This is a genomic window from Bordetella tumbae, assembly GCF_054780995.1.
Genome location: NZ_BAAGVG010000015.1, coordinates 133,975 through 149,746, shown reverse-complemented (window position 1 = coordinate 149,746; position 15,772 = coordinate 133,975). Strand labels below are relative to the sequence as shown.

Annotated in this window: 16 protein-coding genes and 1 tRNA gene; 3 read left to right on the top strand and 14 right to left on the bottom strand. The window is 63.7% G+C overall.

The window, feature by feature from the left end; genetic code table 11:
• Window positions 1–259: 259 nt before the first annotated feature.
• The 13 genes from ACYVI2_RS12935 to ACYVI2_RS12875 form a co-directional block, all read right to left on the bottom strand.
• Window positions 260–817: a hypothetical protein gene (locus ACYVI2_RS12935; protein WP_009459715.1), complete on the bottom strand. Its 558-nt coding sequence runs from the start codon at window positions 815–817 to the stop codon at window positions 260–262.
• Between the two features lie 242 nt (window positions 818–1,059).
• On the bottom strand, window positions 1,060–2,667 hold the full coding sequence (locus ACYVI2_RS12930; RefSeq protein ID WP_009459716.1) for a DNA cytosine methyltransferase: 1,608 nt from the start codon (window positions 2,665–2,667) through the stop codon (window positions 1,060–1,062).
• Window positions 2,668–3,186: 519 nt separating this feature from the next.
• Window positions 3,187–5,199, bottom strand: coding sequence for a DNA topoisomerase III (locus ACYVI2_RS12925; RefSeq protein ID WP_009459717.1), 2,013 nt, complete (start codon window positions 5,197–5,199; stop codon window positions 3,187–3,189).
• Between the two features lie 278 nt (window positions 5,200–5,477).
• A complete protein-coding gene (locus ACYVI2_RS12920) occupies window positions 5,478–5,918 on the bottom strand; it encodes a single-stranded DNA-binding protein (RefSeq protein ID WP_019726334.1) in 441 nt (146 codons plus the stop codon).
• A gap of 72 nt (window positions 5,919–5,990) precedes the next feature.
• Complete coding sequence (locus tag ACYVI2_RS12915; protein ID WP_009459718.1) at window positions 5,991–6,518, bottom strand: DUF3158 family protein; 528 nt, start codon at window positions 6,516–6,518, stop codon at window positions 5,991–5,993.
• Entirely contained in the window at window positions 6,515–7,294 is a 780-nt protein-coding gene (locus ACYVI2_RS12910) for a PFL_4669 family integrating conjugative element protein (protein WP_009459719.1), read from the bottom strand. The genes ACYVI2_RS12915 and ACYVI2_RS12910 overlap by 4 nt, the downstream gene beginning before the upstream one ends.
• Window positions 7,295–7,612: 318 nt before the next feature.
• Window positions 7,613–8,839, bottom strand: coding sequence for an STY4528 family pathogenicity island replication protein (locus ACYVI2_RS12905; protein WP_009459721.1), 1,227 nt, complete (start codon window positions 8,837–8,839; stop codon window positions 7,613–7,615).
• Between the two features lie 3 nt (window positions 8,840–8,842).
• Window positions 8,843–9,403: a DUF2857 domain-containing protein gene (locus ACYVI2_RS12900; protein WP_009459723.1), complete on the bottom strand. Its 561-nt coding sequence runs from the start codon at window positions 9,401–9,403 to the stop codon at window positions 8,843–8,845.
• Between the two features lie 15 nt (window positions 9,404–9,418).
• On the bottom strand, window positions 9,419–11,068 hold the full coding sequence (locus tag ACYVI2_RS12895; protein ID WP_009459725.1) for a ParB family protein: 1,650 nt from the start codon (window positions 11,066–11,068) through the stop codon (window positions 9,419–9,421).
• Window positions 11,061–11,309: a hypothetical protein gene (locus ACYVI2_RS12890; RefSeq protein ID WP_019726333.1), complete on the bottom strand. Its 249-nt coding sequence runs from the start codon at window positions 11,307–11,309 to the stop codon at window positions 11,061–11,063. The genes ACYVI2_RS12895 and ACYVI2_RS12890 overlap by 8 nt, the downstream gene beginning before the upstream one ends.
• The gene (locus ACYVI2_RS12885) at window positions 11,293–12,168 is read right to left on the bottom strand and encodes a ParA family protein (protein WP_009459727.1); all 876 of its coding nucleotides are present in this window, start codon (window positions 12,166–12,168) and stop codon (window positions 11,293–11,295) included. The genes ACYVI2_RS12890 and ACYVI2_RS12885 overlap by 17 nt, the downstream gene beginning before the upstream one ends.
• A gap of 42 nt (window positions 12,169–12,210) precedes the next feature.
• Complete coding sequence (locus tag ACYVI2_RS12880; protein WP_009459729.1) at window positions 12,211–12,423, bottom strand: AlpA family transcriptional regulator; 213 nt, start codon at window positions 12,421–12,423, stop codon at window positions 12,211–12,213.
• A 118-nt stretch (window positions 12,424–12,541) separates the two neighbouring features.
• The gene (locus ACYVI2_RS12875) at window positions 12,542–13,294 is read right to left on the bottom strand and encodes a hypothetical protein (RefSeq protein WP_019726332.1); all 753 of its coding nucleotides are present in this window, start codon (window positions 13,292–13,294) and stop codon (window positions 12,542–12,544) included.
• Between the two features lie 29 nt (window positions 13,295–13,323).
• Between ACYVI2_RS12875 and ACYVI2_RS12870 the strand changes: the two genes are divergently transcribed.
• From ACYVI2_RS12870 to ACYVI2_RS12860, 3 genes are all read left to right on the top strand, one after another.
• Window positions 13,324–13,479, top strand: coding sequence for a hypothetical protein (locus ACYVI2_RS12870; protein WP_019726331.1), 156 nt, complete (start codon window positions 13,324–13,326; stop codon window positions 13,477–13,479).
• Between the two features lie 951 nt (window positions 13,480–14,430).
• Window positions 14,431–15,000, top strand: coding sequence for a DUF6097 family protein (locus tag ACYVI2_RS12865; protein ID WP_415818712.1), 570 nt, complete (start codon window positions 14,431–14,433; stop codon window positions 14,998–15,000).
• 137 nt (window positions 15,001–15,137) lie between these two features.
• A tRNA-Cys gene (locus ACYVI2_RS12860) sits at window positions 15,138–15,211 on the top strand.
• A gap of 108 nt (window positions 15,212–15,319) precedes the next feature.
• On the opposite strand, the gene ACYVI2_RS12855 is transcribed toward ACYVI2_RS12860, so the two are convergent.
• Complete coding sequence (locus tag ACYVI2_RS12855; RefSeq protein WP_415818714.1) at window positions 15,320–15,727, bottom strand: hypothetical protein; 408 nt, start codon at window positions 15,725–15,727, stop codon at window positions 15,320–15,322.
• Between the last annotated feature and the right edge of the window lie 45 nt (window positions 15,728–15,772).

The window sequence follows — 15,772 nt, the reverse complement described above, 5'->3', positions numbered from 1 at the left end:
CATCAGCGTCACGGGGACGCTCATCCGCAGAATTGATGCGATGCGGACTGGTGGGTGACGCGGGAGAGACCCGCGGCAGCCTGGAACCCTGGCTGCTGGCATGTGCTGACGAATCAGCGAACATGCGGGCAGCTTCTTGCGAGGGCCGTGCTGCGTCAGTTGGAAAACCGCATCCGGCACAGCCCCGATTGATGGGCTCAGAGAAAAGAAAAGCCCCGCGTCGAGTGCGGGGCTGTCAGGAGGGTGCGGTGGTGCTGGGTCAGTCGGGCTTGTCGCCCAGGACATGCTGCTTCCACAGGTCGAATGCCTGCTCGGGCGGCAGCTCGGCGAGGATGACGATGGGCTGGGCCTGCCGGGCGCGCAGCGAAGCGAAGTACGACTTGCGGTCGGCGATGGCCTTGAGCTTGATGCCCTTGATGAACAGCAGTTTGCGGTCCTTGATGAACAGCACCTTGTTGCCGATGTCGCGGTTGAACGCGGCTCGCACCTTGCGTTCCGCGTGCATGGCATCGGCCAGCTCATCGACCAGGAAGTCGAGCGTCATGGCGATGTAATGAGGGTCTTCACCCTCGTGGCCCAGGTCGAGCGGCGCAGGCGGCAGGCCCTTGGCGAAGGCTTCGGCCTGCGCCAGCAGCGCCGCCTTGCCGTTGAGTGCGTGGAGGAACGTCGAGCCGCCGTGGCCGTCGTTGCGGGCCTCGGCGATGGGAATGCCGTCGAACACGATGGTCGCGGTGAAGCACAGCGTTTCCTCGCTGGCGAAGTCGGCCACCTTGAGGTTCTTCAGCGTGATGCGGTCTTGCTTGGTGATGGTTTCCATGGGAGATCCTGAAATCGACCGGGTGGCGACATGCCCCTAACGGGACGTGGCGACCATCCCGTGGGTTGGAGAAAGGAGGCATCGATGCCCCGGTGGGCAGCGTTCGCCGGTGAGATGCCGAAGCGAACTGGTGGGTGGCGTGGGCGGAACCCACGGCAGCCTTGACACCCTGGCTGCGGGCTGCTGCCGATACATCGGCAATGCAGGGAGAGAATGGCGCGGCCGGCAGGCTGCGTCGTCGATCAATCCGAATCGGTCAAGTCCGTCTTGTGCAGGCACTGCACCAGCCGGTTGCCCAGCCAAGCCATGCACGGGACGGCCATGGAGTTGCCAATCGCCTTGTAGCGCGGAGCGTCTGCGGCAGGCTTGCCGCGATACGGGATCAGCGTGTAGTCGTCGGGCATGCCCTGCAGCCGCTCGCACTCCATGGGCATCAGCCGCCGCACCCGCCATTGCGACCAGTCCGCTGCACCGGATTCATTCCAGTCGTAGCGGAAATGTGCCTCGAAGTCGGGGGCCAGGACATGGGGCTTGTCTGCGCCGCCGCCGCTGGTACGCAACGCCGCTGCAACGCTTCCGCCCAGTTCGGCGGCAAGACCCTGCGTCCGTCCCCGCAGGGCAACGCAGGCCACCATCGGCACACCGTAGCCCGGCTTGCCGTTGGACAGGACGGTGCAAGACACCTGTCCATGCCCCGACTCGAAGCGCACTTCGCCGCGGTTGTTCTGCGCGAAGGCGATGGCGGGTACGACGCCTGCGTTCGCATGGCTGTTGCGATGCCCGCCGGCACGCAGCGTCGGCGTCAGGTCGATCGTGGCGTCCGCGCCGCTGCCCTGGGCGGTGAAGGCGATGATCGGCACGCCCTTTCCCGTACCGTCCTCGCTGCTGCCCTTGCCGTTGTTGGCGGTGTCGAGGGTGTGGGCGATGCTGCCGGCGATGGACTGCACCATGAACGTCTCGGTGCGGATGTCGTGCTTGGGACCCGCGGCCATCAGGCATGCCGCAACATCGACGGGGCCGATGCCGCCGCTGAATCCGAACGTCGTCGTGACCTTGCCGTAGGGCTGGTTCAGTCCAGCGAATCCTGCGTATCCGCCTGCTGCAGCAGCACCCGATCCAGCAGCGCGGGCAGCTTCTTGCCACGGCGCGCGGCCCGCAGAAGAATCCCCGCGCAGGCCTGTGCGCTCAAAAAGTACTTCGGAGGGATCGAGGTCATCACCACCACATGCCACAAGAAACACGCGCTTGCGGCGTTGGGCGACACCGAAATATTGAGCGTCGAGCACGCGCCAGGCGATGCGGCGGCGGGGTCCAGACACACAACCAGCGTGCGCCCATTTTTCCCCTGGCGGCTGGAGCGCACGGCTTTCTCCGGCCAGTGCTCCCAGGAAATGCCCGAAGGCATTGCTGCGGTCGTTGAGGACGCCGGGGACGTTTTCCCAGACGAGCGTTGCCGGCGGGCGGCGGTCTTGGTGGCGGGTTTGGTCGATGGCATTTGCAAGCTCCACATAGGCAAGGGTCAAGGCGCCGCGCGGGTCGTTCAGCCCCTGGCGCGCGCCGGCAACGCTGAACGACTGGCACGGCGTGCCGCCGACCAGGATGTCGGGCGCCGGCACGATGCCGGCGCGCACCTGACGGGCGATCGCGGTCATGTCGCCCAGGTTGGGCACATGGGGGTAACGGTGGGCGAGCACGGCGCTCGGGAACGGCTCGATCTCGGCGAACCACGCGGCTTTGAGGCCGAGGGGTTGCCATGCGAGGCTCACGGCCTCGATGCCGCTGCACACGCTGCCGTACAGCAGTGGCGCGGCCTGGGGCGCACCGCGAAGGGTGCAAGGTTGCGGGTTCATGTCGGGTCTCCTGTTCGTGTGGCCCGGGGCGGGCCGGGACGTTGATAGGCAGGAGAAAGGCGCCGAAGGCCCTGCGGCCTTCGGCTCGGGAGGACAGAACCACCCGTGGGCTGGTGCAGGCCCGGTCGTCGCTAGAACCGTCTGCTCATCAGCAATCACACCCGGCGCATGTCGTGGTTCGCGCCGGCATCGTCTGGCGCACATCCGCGCACAAAGGGAGCCCGTTTTTGCGCCGGCGGGCACCGGCACCGAATACCGCTGACCACGAAGGGTCTCCGGGTGGCTCGCGCAGCTTGGCAAGCCACCGGGGGACCCTTCGCAGAGGCGGGAGAAATGCAGATCAGCAGAACGCGCAGGAGGCGGTTCGCGGAGAAGCTACCTTCAGGTCCCGCGGCCGGGGACGGCCAGGCGGGACGCGCACACGGACAAGAAGGCGTTGCGCGCTGGGCGTCCCGCAGGGCGTGCGGAACACAGGCCGCGCCGCCGATGGCGGGCACGGCTCACGGGGAACGGGGTCGGTCAGGAGCCTTTGCGGCCGCTGCGGCGCGGGCGCGAGGCACCACGCCTGGACGTGCCGGATTCGACCGGCAGCGTGCCTTTGCAGTCGGGGTAGCGACTGCACGACCAGAATGGGCCGCTCTTGCCGGTGCGCTGGCGCGTCGGTGCGCCGCACTGTGGGCAAGGCGGTCCGTGGGGAACCTTGATGGACAGGGACGTGCTGCCGTACTGCGCGATCAACTGTGAGATCCATGCAGCCTGCTTGCCGATGAATACGTCCAGCGTGAGCTGTCCAGCTTCGATCATGTCCAGCGCCTGTTCCCAGACGGCGGTTGTCCCTGGGTCGGCAATCGCTGTGGGCACCGCGTCGATCAGGGTGAAGGCCGCATCCGAGGCACGGATGGCGCGGCCCTTCTTCACGAGGTAGCCCCGCGTCAGCAGGCCACTGATGATGTTGGCCCGCGTCGCTTCGGTGCCGATGCCGACCGTATCCTTGAGCTTCTGTTTCAGGCGCGGGTCCGAGACCAGTTTGGCGACGCCCTTCATGGACTTGACCAACTCGCCCTGCGTATAGGGTCGAGGGGGCAGCGTCTTGAGCGCCTTCAGATCGACGTCGGCCACCTGACATGCCAGGCCCTCGCGCAGCGCGGGCAGTACCTGGCTGCGCGCCGCAGGGTCGCCATCCTCCTCGGATTGCGGTTCGGCCAGCACCAGGTGCCAACCCTTGACGACGACCTGCTTGCCGGTGGCCGCCAGCGTCTGCTGGCCGCAGGAGAGGTTCGCCACAGTGCGGTCGAACTCGTGGTGAGGAAGGAATTGCGCCAGGTAATGCGCCCGGATCAGCCGATACACTGCCAGTTCTTTCTCACTCATGGTCGAGAGGTTCGCCGGTTCGAGCGTCGGGATGATGCCGTGGTGAGCAGACACCTTCGCGTCGTTCCAGGCGCGTGAGCGTTGAGTGCGGTCGAGCTGGTCCATGATCGGTCGCAGCAAGGGATCGGTCTTGACCAGGCTGTCGAGGACCGTTGGCACCTCGGCGAACATGCTTTCGGGCAGGTAGCCCGAATCGGAGCGCGGGTACGTCGTGGCCTTGTGCGTCTCGTATAGGGCCTGAGCAATGTCTAAGGTCTCCTGCACATCGAGCCCAAGCTGCCTGGAACACACCTCCTGCAAGGTCCCCAGGTCGAACGGCAGCGGCGGGCCTTCCCGCACGCGCTCGGTTTCGACCGCCACCACCTGGGCGCTGTCCGCGGCGCGGATCTGCTGCGCGGCGTGCTGCGCGATGGGCTGCTGCAGGCAGCGGCCGGCGTCGTCGGTGCATGTGTTCGGGGGAACCCACTGCGCGGTGAAAGCCTGGCCACCAGCGGACAGGGACACGTCGATGGCCCAGTACGGCACGGACACGAAGGCGGCGATCTCGCGGTCGCGGTCCACGACCAGTTTGAGCGTGGGGGTCTGGACGCGGCCGACCGACAGCACGCCGTCGTAGCCAGCCTGTCGTCCCAGCACCGTGAACAAGCGGCTGAGGTTCATGCCGACGAGCCAGTCCGCCCGAGAGCGTGCCAGCGCCGAGTAGTACATCGGCAACGTCTCGGCCGATGGCCGGAGCTTGCCGAGTGCCGCGCGGATGGAAGCATCGTTGAGCGCCGACAACCACAGCCGTTCGATGGGGCCGCGGTAGCCGCACAGGTCGATGATCTCGCGGGCGATCAACTCGCCCTCGCGGTCGGCATCTGTGGCGATGACAAGCTGGGTCGCCTTAGCCAGAAGCGCCTTGACGACCTTGAACTGCGTGGCGGTCTTCGGTTTGACCTCGACCCGCCAGTGCTGAGGAATGATGGGCAACTGCTCGATGGACCAGCGCTTCAACTGCTCGTCGTAGGCTTCGGGCGCTGCGGCTTCTACGAGATGGCCGATGCACCAGGTGACGGTGACGCCGGAACCGTTGAGGCAGCCTTCAGCGCGCTGCGTGGCACCGAGAATCCGGCCAATGTCTTTGCCCTGGGAGGGCTTCTCGCACAAGAACAGCCGCATGTCCGTCCATCCCGATTCCCGTTGTTCATGGAGTTGCTGGAATCGAGGATGCCGAGCGCCACCTGGGGCAGCAGCAAACAAGCCGCATGCGGCGGTGACCGCTTTCACGGGATGGAATGGCTTGTGCGGGGGTGGCGCGTGGCCGCAGGTGTGCGGACCGGGAGCCGCGATATGAGGGAGCGCGTGAAAGTCGGTGGACGTTGGTGGAGCTATCCCCTGGGGATAGCTCGCGAGCGCATGGAGGGCGGCGAAGACGTGCGACCGCCCTCCATGCCGGTTCACTTCCTGCGCTTGGATTCTTTCGGCGCAGCCGGTTCCTGCGCGGCCTGGGGCTTGGGCTCTGCCTCTTGCGGCTTCGGGCTGAGGGTCACGGATTCGATGCGGTACGGCAGGATGCCGACGCTGCGCGCGTTGATCTGCCAGGTCTCGCGCGGCTGATCCTCGTTATCCGTCCAGGGTTCGCGCTCCATGCGGCCGACGACCAGCACGCGCATGCCTTTCTGGTACAGGTCCTTCCAGTGCTCGGCGTCGCGGTGCCAGATTTCCACCGGCGCCCAGAAGCCGCCCCGGTCCTCGAACGTGCCATCCTTCTTCGGCACAGGGTTGTCGAAATAGACGTTCAGGCGTAGCAGGCGACTGGGTTCGTCGTTGCCGTTGGGGAATTCGCGGTACTCCGGTGGCGAACCGATGTTGCCTTCGCCGGAAAAATGCGTGCTCATGATGTGATCTCCGTGGTGGTTGAAATACCCGTGCCTCGTCGGCGCCGGGAGCGTGCTGGGTGCCCGGCGCAATCACCGATCGCGCATTGCGGCGGGAATGGGCGTGAGCCGGCGCAGGTAGGCGTCGTCCGCCTCGGCCGCCTTGCTGGCGCATTCCTGCGCCTGCCTGCCCAAGGTGTGCAGCAGGCTGATCTGCATGTTCAACGTGATGCGCTGCAGCTCGATCGCGTGCAGGTCGGCCAGCAGGTTGACGGGTGTGCTGCTGCTGGCGACCAGCTCCCGCCACAGCGCCACGCCCATGGCCGACCTGTCGTGTCTGCGCCAGCGCAAGAAGACGGTTCCTGCGCCAGTGGTCTGTTGGGCCAGTTCGATGGGCAGCAGGTGGAAGGGGTGCCCGCATGCCTGCTCCAGTACCTGTCGCTGTGCCAGGGCAATCAACTCGTCGCGCATGGCGAAGCACTGGCTGGCCCAGGCCTCGAAGTCCCCTTTACCCTTAAAAGGCTTTAAAAGGCCTTTTAGATAGGCCGCGTGTTCCAGCCGCATGAAGGCACCCTGTTGCAGGCCTCGGAAGTAGCGGGTCGGTGGGTTCGGATCGCTCATGCCGGCTCGTCCTCGCCGGCTGCGGCTTCGGGCGACTCTGCGGTGGTGGTTTCATCGCCGAGCAGTGATGCTTCGGCAGGACCGTCGCCGCGCTGCTTCAGGCCACGGCGCACGATGGGCGGCGCAAACTTCGACCGGCGCGTGCCTTCCAGCACGTCCTGCGGCAGTTCGCCATACTTCTCCAGCGCTGCCCGCGCTGCGGCATTCTTCGACGCGAAGTCATCGCGTGTGCAGCCCGAATAGCGATACTGCTGGGCCAGCGAGAACAGGCTGCGCAATGAATGTGCGCCCTCGTTGAGCCAGCGTTCCAAGGTGCTGCGGTCAATGAGCGCGGTGTGATGGGCGAGGATCAGCTTGCGGGCGATGTCGTCGTAGTCGGCCAGGAGATAGACCGCGGCAAAGCCGAGCTGCGCGTTGACGAAGAGCGGGAGCTTGACCGGCTGCACGTTGAGGTTTTCGCCCAGGCTGAGCGCCGGCGGCACACTCGCCAGCGCCTGGTCCACCTGCTCGCGCAGCGATTGCAGCGTGACCTTGGTGTGGTCGAGCTTGTCCTCGATGCGCAGCATCCACCAGTCCGAGTACGGATCGTCTTGTTCTGAGCCCCGCCGCATCTTGTTCATCTGAGCGATATAGCCATTCAGGCCGACGATGCCCGGTCGCCCCTCGGCGGCGGCGCGGCCATGCCAGATGCGGGAAGCGTGATGGGTGTGCAGGGTCAGCGACATCGCACTGCGCAGGGAGCCGAGATTCAGTTGCAGAGGTTCATTGGTTGCCATGGTGTCTGCTCGTTGTTGGAAAAGGAGCGGCCAGCTTCGACAGGAAGCGGAAGGCAGTCAGTCAAGAATCCGAATCCCGGCGGGCCCCGGTTTAGGGCGTGGCGGTTGCATGCGGCGCGAGCTATCCCCAGGGGATAGCTCCATGGAGCGCTAACGAACGCTGCACGCCGAGATCAGGGGGGACAACGCCGATGCTGCGGCAGATGGTCGATCCCAGGCCTGCGACAGCTTGGCGTTGTGCCCAGCAGCGGAACTATCCCCAGGGGATAGCTCTACTGGCGGCCATGGGCATCTAGTTTCACCGCCTGGCATGCCGACTCATTTGCTGGCGAGCAGATTGCGTAGCCGCTCGATGTGCTGCTTGGCGACTTCTGGCGGCACTGGCTTACCCTGCGGCTGAGGTGGCGGTGCTGGTGGTGGTCGCTCGTTTGGTGGGACGGATGCCGATGGCGCGTCTTTCTTGGCCCAGGCATTGAACTCGCCATGGATGGCGCGCTGGATGATGCCGAACAGATACCCCGCAGGATTGCGTATGCCATGACTGCTGCATCGTGTGGCCCATTCGTCCAGCACGGCCTGTCTCAGCGCGGCATCAACCTGCTGCAATGCCACCCTGGCACCTGTCTGCTGCTCTGCCTTCAGTTCCGTGAAGCGCTTGGGCCATTGCAGATCGCCCAGCGCGCGCGCCTGCGCGGTAGTACGTACTTCATTAATACGACTACTACGTACTGTACGGGCCTGCTTCGGATTCCGAAGAGAGGCGTTTGGCACGGGTTTCGCCCCTGCTTCGGATTCCGAAGATGGGTCATCCGCATTCCGAAGAAGGCTCGATACTCCTTCTTCGGAATCGTGGGCGGCGTCCTCCTGTGGATAACTTGCGGCGGCCGTGATGCCTTGGCTGGCGAGGCGTTCTGCCAGAACCTGCAGCCGCGACGGCAATGTGCGCCCGGAGAGCAGCGGATCTTCCGCGATCTCCTTAAGGGTGTTCAGGCCGACCATCTGGACGGCCTTGGCCGAATGGCCGAGGGACTGGCTGACCAGTGCCAGGTAGTCGGCGTCGAGCTGCATGGCCTCGAAGGGCGTCAGCGGTTCATCGTGCAGAACGTAGAGGTTGCCGAGGATGCGGCCGGTCTTGGGGTCACGCCGTCGCCGCACCAGGCTCAACCATCGGGTGAGGCGCAACAGCGTCAACGCTCGGGCCACGGTTTCATGCGAGGCCTGCCCGGCGCAGGGCATCGATGCCAGCCAGGGTCGAAGCTGCTCATACGTCGGGAAGGCTGTCACGCCATCGTCGTTGAGCATCAGCCGGAACACCTGCCAGGCGTTGCGCTCCAGCGGCGTAAGGCGACGGTCGAGGAACAGTCGCCGCGGCACGGTCTCATGCCGGTTGCCGCTGAAGAGGAAGGCATCGCCGGACGTGGCGGGCGTCGGCGCAGGCATAGGTGCTGGCGCACTGGGCTTGGGCACGAGGTCTTTCAAGGCGGCGTCGAACAGGTCCGCGAGTGCGACGGGGCCACGGCGTGGTGCGGTGTCGTCCACGGCCATGGCTCAACCCAATCCTTGATCGACCCAGCTCTTGATCGAGGCCCAGACCACCGACAGAGGCAGCGACATGCCTTCGGCCAAGTCCATGGCGGCGTCGAGAATGGAGGTTTCGTCTTCGAGATCGACATTCCTGCTGCCGGTCACGGCCTTCCATTGCCGCCACAGATCCGTGTCCTGTTTCTCGTCCAGCACGGGGTGGCGGCCCTTGCGCTTGGGCAGGCCGAGGATTTCGCGGCGAAGCGCCACCTCTTGGTGGGTCAGGCCATAGAACCGACTGACCATCTCGGTGCTCGCACCCAGCCTGAGCATGCGATCGACCGTGGCGATTTCCTTCTCCACGTCCTGCGCCTGCTTGAGTAGTCGCCGGAGCACTTCGCGGTTGACCGTCACCGAGCACCAGGAGACGTTGGCGTTGGCGAGCACGCTGATCAGCGCGGGATGCTTGAGGGCGTCCAGTTCTTCCTCACCAAACCCCATCAGTTTGCACCGGCGCAGTTGCCCATTGCGCAGGTCATAGAGGGCCTGCGCGATGACGGCCTGGTTGAGTGGGTGTGGTGCGGACATGCTGGCCTCCCTCGCTCACGTTCCAAGGTCCGCAGCGCCGGCTTCAAGATCGAGCAGGCGCCGGGCCAGCCGCAGCAGCCGGAACAGCTTGACCAGCGCGGTGTCGCTCAATCGCTGGGCCGCATCACCCTGGCCGTGCAGCAATGCCGGCAGGTCGATGACGATTTGCCCGTCGTGCAGACCGACGTCGGCGGGCCGCTGACCGGCCAGGCACGCCAACAATGCGAGGACGGAACGGCCCAGCGGCGCCGGACTTTGGGTGCGGGCCCGGCAGGCGAAACCGATACCCTCTGCACGGTCATCAATGCACTCGTCCAGGTCTGCCTCGCTCGCGATTTCGCGGGCGAACTGTGCGATGTGGATGCGCAAGCGCTCGGCAGTATCCAAGCCGGGATCGATGTACCAGACATCGGAGATCGGATAGAGCCCGCCAGCCTGCACGGGGATGGACTGCAAGACGCTCGCCGAGAAGTCGGGAGGCAGCGCATCGCCCAACTGATCGGCGACCATGCGCTGGATGGACTGGAGCCGTTCGGTCGTCGGTGCCGGCGAAACGATGTGCTCCCGAAGCAGATCGCTCCCCGCCGCAGGGCTGGCCGGACCCGCCTGACTGGTATCCGTGTCGCTCTCGCGCGCAGGTCGGCCTGCAGGCGGCGCTGCCGATGCAGCCCCTGCGGTGGGTGGCGCGGTGTTGGCAGTTGGGCGCGCGATGGTTTCCGACTCCGGCTCCGGCAACGCAGGCGGCGTCGAGGGCGGCGTTGGGTCGCTGATCAAGGCGCGCTGCCGGCTTTCGGATTCGGTCATGTCCAGGGCGAGCACGTCGTAATTGACACCCAGCAACTCGGCCATCTGGCCGATCAGCTCGTCCTGTACGCGCTGCGCGGAGAACTCGTCGGCCTGGACGTCGAATTGCGACAGCGCTTCCTGGAAAAATTCGTCGAAGTCCTGAACCAGGGAGCGGCCCTTGGCGTAGCGCTCCCACGCGAGCATGCAGGCTTTGCGCATGACCGACAGGCGTTCGACCTGATGGCGACCGAGGCCGCCATAGAGCACGGTGGGGATCGCGGGCAGGAGATACTGCACCGCGTCGTTCATGCGGCTGATGTGCGACTGTTGTACCGGGAAGCCATCGGCAGCGAGGCGGCGGGCCAGCTCGGACTGGCTCAAGGTAGTGCCGCTTTCTTGCTCGTAGAACTCGCGTGCCTTCTCGACGCCGAGGGCGCGCTCGATGAACGTGAGGCCCCCGCGTAATTCATTCTCGGCCAGGTGGCCGGTCAGCATGACGACTTCGCCGCGGCTGGGCCACGGCCGGAACAGGCACGATATACGGAAAAACCGCTCGTCCTTGGTCTCTGACCATAGTTCGCGCAGGATCGCCAGCCGCGTATTTCCGCCGTTGCGGATGATGTAGTGGTCCTCACCTGGTCGGCGAGTGATGGCCGGCGCCGCGTCCAGACCGCGCTCGCGGATGGACGCCTTGATTTCCTCGTAGGCCGGGTTGCGTTTTTTCCTGGGATCGTGGTCGTAGGGGCGCAACTGATCTAGGGTCACGACCATGGGTGTGTCGGCGATCGGGTCGCTCAAGGTCGAGGCTGACGGGCCGCTGCGCTCGAACCCGGCCGCGAGCAGCTTGCCAGCCATCTGCTGGGAGGTGATCTCAGCCATGGCCGCCTCCCTGCGCTTGGTATCGGGCCTCGCGCTCGGCGCGGCGGATTTGCGCACGGGCATTCAGGGTCGCCCGGTGGTCACTGGCCGTCGAGCTGGTGTAGATCGCGGCGCAGCCAGGCTTGGTGAACTTGAGGTGGCCGCCAGGCGTGCGTTTGACGTGCCAACCTTCGCCAACCGCGAACTCGATCAGGGCGCGAAGCCGCTTGTGGCCTCGGGCAAGCTCATGTGCGTTCGCCATGGAACCTCCCGGCATCAAGAGGGTGTGGCGGACGGCCGGACACCATGGCAAATCGGTGCCGCCATTGCGGAAATAGTTCGTCTGCGAGGCCGCGCATGGTGTCGAGCGCGGCGGGGGCGACTCTGCCCGGCGGCTGGCGGTATTCGACCCGATGCACTGGCAATCCGCGCGTAGCTGCACGCGGATACGCCTCGATGGCCGGCACGTCGGTGGCCAGCACGCGGATGCCGGCATGGTCCTGGAAAAGATCGCGCAGGGCCTGCTGGATCAGCCGTGCATTGGCTGACACAGGGTGGACGCGATTGATGAGCAGATGCAGAGGTGGAGGCTCGATGCCCAGGTGCCGGTAGGGCGCAATGTCTTCGAGCAACTGCATGGTGCCGCGCCGCAGCTCGCGCGCCGCGAGGATTTCCGGGGTCACGGGCGACAGCGCGAGGTTGGAGGCGAGTACCGCCATCTCCAGCAGCACCGATCGCGCGCCTTGGGTGTCGATCAGTACCAGGTCATAGAGAGGCGCCAGGACCGGCAAGAGATGGCGCAACCGCAGGCGGCCATCCGGCGCGTGCAGCAGCAAGGTGTTCAGCTCGCCTCGGTGGTCGTTGGAGAGCACCAAGTCCAGGCCCGCGACGATCGTGCGGGACACAAGCAGCCCGAGGTCGCGCTCGTTGAAGGCCAGCAACTCGTAGATGCCACCAGGTGCGCGGTGACCTAGCTCGTAGTACGAGGACAAGGTGGGCTGCACGTCGAGGTCGAGCAGTAGCACACGCAGCCCCGCGTCGGCGGCAAGCCCGCCGAGGTTCGCGGCCGTGGTGGTCTTGCCGACGCCACCTTTTGTTGAAATGATGGATACGACCTGCATGGCGTTCTCCGTGTGAGGATGGGAAGTCCGCTGGAGAACGGGTCAGGCCCGGTTGTTGACGCGCTCGGCGATCCACTGATCGATCTCGATGGAGTCCCAGCCGACCGCGCGCACGCCCAGGCGCAGCGCCTTCGGGAACAAGCCTTTGCGCATCAGGTTGTAGATGTGGGCGCGTTTGAAACCGGACTTGGTTTCGACTTCATCAAGCCGCAGGATGCGGCGCTCGCTTGCGGGCAGTGCAGGTGTTTGCGACATGGCGGTCACTCCTGAACGCTCAGTGGCGTTTGTTGGCGTGACCTCCATTCAATAGACATGGATGGGAAAAGACATTGCAAATGCAATCTCCGCGATTGCACATACAAGATGGAAAACCTCAGACTGTCGCGCTACGCAGCCGGCGTCTGGCCGTGGCGAACTTGCCGTTTAGCGTCCGCTCCGCGATCCCCATGGCGCCGCTGTGATGGGCGACCAATGCACTGACCACCGCCTCCTGCGTCTTGAAGCTGGAGTACGGCACGCCCGAAGGCGACTGGCCGAGCATCAGGTCCAGCATGCTGCCGATAATGTTCAGGTAGGTGGCTTCGGCGCGATCACTGATCAGGCACTGTGCGCCAGCAGAGGGCGCCATCTGCTTGAGAAGCGCCCCGTGCTTTTCCTGCAACTCATGCAGTTGGCGTTTGTACTGGTCCAAGGTGGATTTCAGGGCCAGGCGCTCGACTAGCATCGCCTGCCCAGTTTCCAGCGAGATGAAGGGATGGGTGATGCGCTCGCTTCGGGAGAAGAGGAAGCCCGGTCGTTGCTCGGGATAGTGTTGGCGCATCCAGCGCTTCAGATCGACGTGGCGCACCGTCAGATCAGGGGAGTCGATCAGCGTGGAATCGCGCGTCGTGATGCCGTTCTGCCCGAAGGGCAGTTCTCCATTGAGGATGCCGTCGAAGATACGTTCGGTGCAAAGTCTCAGCTCGGCGCAACGTGGGCAGTCCAACGACTGCGGCAGGCGCCTTGGCGACGAAATCGAAGCCAGGATCACCTGCTCGTATCGCAGCAGCCCGGCCCAGCGGATGGACGCTTCGATCGGGCGATAGAACACCTTTGATGTTGGTGCATCATTCTTGTTCTCGTGCATGCTCCGTCTCCTTCCAGGAGAAGAACTACATGACCGACTCCTTTGTCACCGACCTCATGGTCGGCCTGTCGTCTGTGCAGGAAGTGGGCACCGAAGGCCGCTTCGTCATGTGGTTTGAATACTGCTCACCAGTTCGCGCAACTGGTAGTCGTCGTGTGCTCGATGTGCAAAAATTCATCGATTAGAAGGTCGAGCATCGGGACGTAGGCTCGACAGTGACGCTCACGCTATCAGGGTCGTGAGAAGTTACGGTTTCTGCAAAACCGTCTAGGTATGACCTGATATGCCAGCGGTCTCAGGAGGCGTTAAGGGGCCGCAATCGTCGTCGAATGTCCAGCCGGACGCAGCAAACCCGCGTCTGTCATGCTTGCCCCGTCATCCTGATATATCGACAAAGAATCGTGTGCGGAAACGCGGTGGCCAGCGTGCGCGTTCTTTCAAAGGAGCTTGAGCAGAAGGTCCTTGTGAGTTGTGGTGCAGGCGTTCCCAGCATCCGACCTGTGCCATCACCAGAACCATCTGCCTGATCGTCTTCACGATGATGGATGCGGGGCAGACAACCGGGCGTGGATGATGAGTTCGAGGCAGTCGCCTACGACGATGTACCGATCGTGGGTCTGGTGTACTGAGTGCAGCTCTTTGGACGTCTGTGGAACTCTTTGGACGAATTTGTTGCCGAGGACGAAAAACAAGGCTACAATTGAGGTCTTCGCTGGCCAGTCCAACGAAGAAAGTGTTTGGGAAACAACGACTTACTGTCCTAGTACACGTCTCGTTTCCCGCTCCAAGATTTTTATCCATGAACATCCACCAAGGTTCATAGATGATTGAAAAAAGGCCGAAAACTTCGTGTTTCGGCCTTTTTTTCGTCCAACAACGCCTGCCGCCCGATCGCTTTACATCGATCGTGTTGGCAGCATGAGCGACGAGCTAAGTACCCTCTAGCAACCAAAGGCCCAGAATCGCGCAAGCGATAGAGCGCCCAGCATCACCGCCAGCACCGCTGCTATGATTCGTCTGGGCTAACGACGTGCCGCGCCCCGACGATTGCGGTATAGGCGCAACGATCCCGCCGTTGCCCCTGCCTTTTTATGCCGGGCTTATGCCGCCGGTTCTGCTTTTCTTACGAGTTTGCCGTGAATTTTCTAACCAATCTTGGCGCATCGCTTCAGTTCATCGCTTTTGCAAAACAGCAACTACAGGGTCTGCACGCTCTGATTGACACCAAGAAGATCCCCGTCGAAAAGTCAGAAGATTTCTTTGAGCAGACCTCAGCGCTGGAGCAAGCCCTGGGCGACCAGGCGTACGGGCAATCGTTCAATCGCTACAAGTCGGCCAAGAAAGGTCTCGTCGTGGGTGCTGGCACCATTCTGGCGATCGCGCTGATCGTTTACGGGTTATCGATGTTTGGACCGACCAGCGGTTTGATCAAGGGGCTCATGTCTGACTTCATCCTGTTTGCGACCACCATCAGCATTGTGGCGGGGCTGCTGCTGATTGGCATCATCGCCGGCTGCTTTTATATCCGCTCACTGGAAACGAAGCTGCTCGGCAAAGATCTCAGCGCTCTGTGGGCCAGAATCCTGCAGCGCTGGGCGCCTGAGCTGGCTGCAAAACAGGACTTCGCCACCATCGATCCGGAATCGATTGCGCAGTTCGTCACCGTACAGGCAAAGATCCAGGACGTGAATCTGGATCTGAATTAAGCATTCGGCGATTCGGCCGTCCAGCCTCTCTCGCCACGCGGTATCCGCGCATGACGGGAATTTTTGCACAAAGCTGCTCGATCAAACACAACGCCACAAATTCCTGTACAATAGCGGGCTTGGCTAATCACGCCTACGGCGCAATGGCAGAGTGGTTATGCAGCGGATTGCAAATCCGTGTACGTCGGTTCGATTCCGGCTTGCGCCTCCAATAAAACAACGGCCCTTTCAGGGCCGTTTGTTTTTCTACGCTTGTGGGCTTGTGGATCCGTTACGTTCTGCACTACAGACGCCGATGATCGCCCTGCCGGTCACAGACTCAATGCTCGGAATACCCCGGAAATGGCGTACTGGTGGCATTGCCGGTTGCCACGTAGTAGCGGCTGGCGATCTGAGCCGTGGGCTCTGCCGTTGCCGGGCACGTCCGGCCGGTAGCCTCCCAAGCCAAACGGTTTTCGTCTTCGCCAAAGCAGAAAAACCGCATATCAGCTACGTCTTTGTAGCCTAATTTATAGGCTGTCGCCGTGTCTTCGCGAGCGTTACACGAGGAACTCTCGCTGGCGACGGAGCCGCCAATCCCGAACCCGGTCACACCTACCCCCATCGTATTGCTCTGCCCGCAATTATTAGAGCCGCCGAACATACTCGGGGCGATATAGACGTTGGGCGTAGTCGAAATGCTTTGGTGCTCACGCTGGGAGGAACCCTCAAAGGTAATGTTACCCATGCCCATTTGCGCGTTGACTCCGACTTGTGAAGTCCCCGATTGGGA

Bases quoted from the DNA above. Each gene is read 5' to 3' on its own strand.
- ACYVI2_RS12870 (WP_019726331.1), top strand. From the start codon at position 13,324: ATGACCGACTCCTTTGTCACCGACCTCATGGTCGGCCTGTCGTCTGTG.
- ACYVI2_RS12885 (WP_009459727.1), bottom strand. From the start codon at position 12,168: ATGCAGGTCGTATCCATCATTTCAACAAAAGGTGGCGTCGGCAAGACC.
- ACYVI2_RS12890 (WP_019726333.1), bottom strand. From the start codon at position 11,309: ATGGCGAACGCACATGAGCTTGCCCGAGGCCACAAGCGGCTTCGCGCC.
- ACYVI2_RS12855 (WP_415818714.1), bottom strand. From the start codon at position 15,727: ATGGGTAACATTACCTTTGAGGGTTCCTCCCAGCGTGAGCACCAAAGC.
- ACYVI2_RS12935 (WP_009459715.1), bottom strand. From the start codon at position 817: ATGGAAACCATCACCAAGCAAGACCGCATCACGCTGAAGAACCTCAAG.
- ACYVI2_RS12925 (WP_009459717.1), bottom strand. From the start codon at position 5,199: ATGCGGCTGTTCTTGTGCGAGAAGCCCTCCCAGGGCAAAGACATTGGC.
- ACYVI2_RS12895 (WP_009459725.1), bottom strand. From the start codon at position 11,068: ATGGCTGAGATCACCTCCCAGCAGATGGCTGGCAAGCTGCTCGCGGCC.
- ACYVI2_RS12875 (WP_019726332.1), bottom strand. From the start codon at position 13,294: ATGCACGAGAACAAGAATGATGCACCAACATCAAAGGTGTTCTATCGC.
- ACYVI2_RS12920 (WP_019726334.1), bottom strand. From the start codon at position 5,918: ATGAGCACGCATTTTTCCGGCGAAGGCAACATCGGTTCGCCACCGGAG.
- ACYVI2_RS12880 (WP_009459729.1), bottom strand. From the start codon at position 12,423: ATGTCGCAAACACCTGCACTGCCCGCAAGCGAGCGCCGCATCCTGCGG.
- ACYVI2_RS12905 (WP_009459721.1), bottom strand. From the start codon at position 8,839: ATGGCCGTGGACGACACCGCACCACGCCGTGGCCCCGTCGCACTCGCG.
- ACYVI2_RS12930 (WP_009459716.1), bottom strand. From the start codon at position 2,667: ATGAACCCGCAACCTTGCACCCTTCGCGGTGCGCCCCAGGCCGCGCCA.
- ACYVI2_RS12910 (WP_009459719.1), bottom strand. From the start codon at position 7,294: ATGGCAACCAATGAACCTCTGCAACTGAATCTCGGCTCCCTGCGCAGT.
- ACYVI2_RS12900 (WP_009459723.1), bottom strand. From the start codon at position 9,403: ATGTCCGCACCACACCCACTCAACCAGGCCGTCATCGCGCAGGCCCTC.
- ACYVI2_RS12915 (WP_009459718.1), bottom strand. From the start codon at position 6,518: ATGAGCGATCCGAACCCACCGACCCGCTACTTCCGAGGCCTGCAACAG.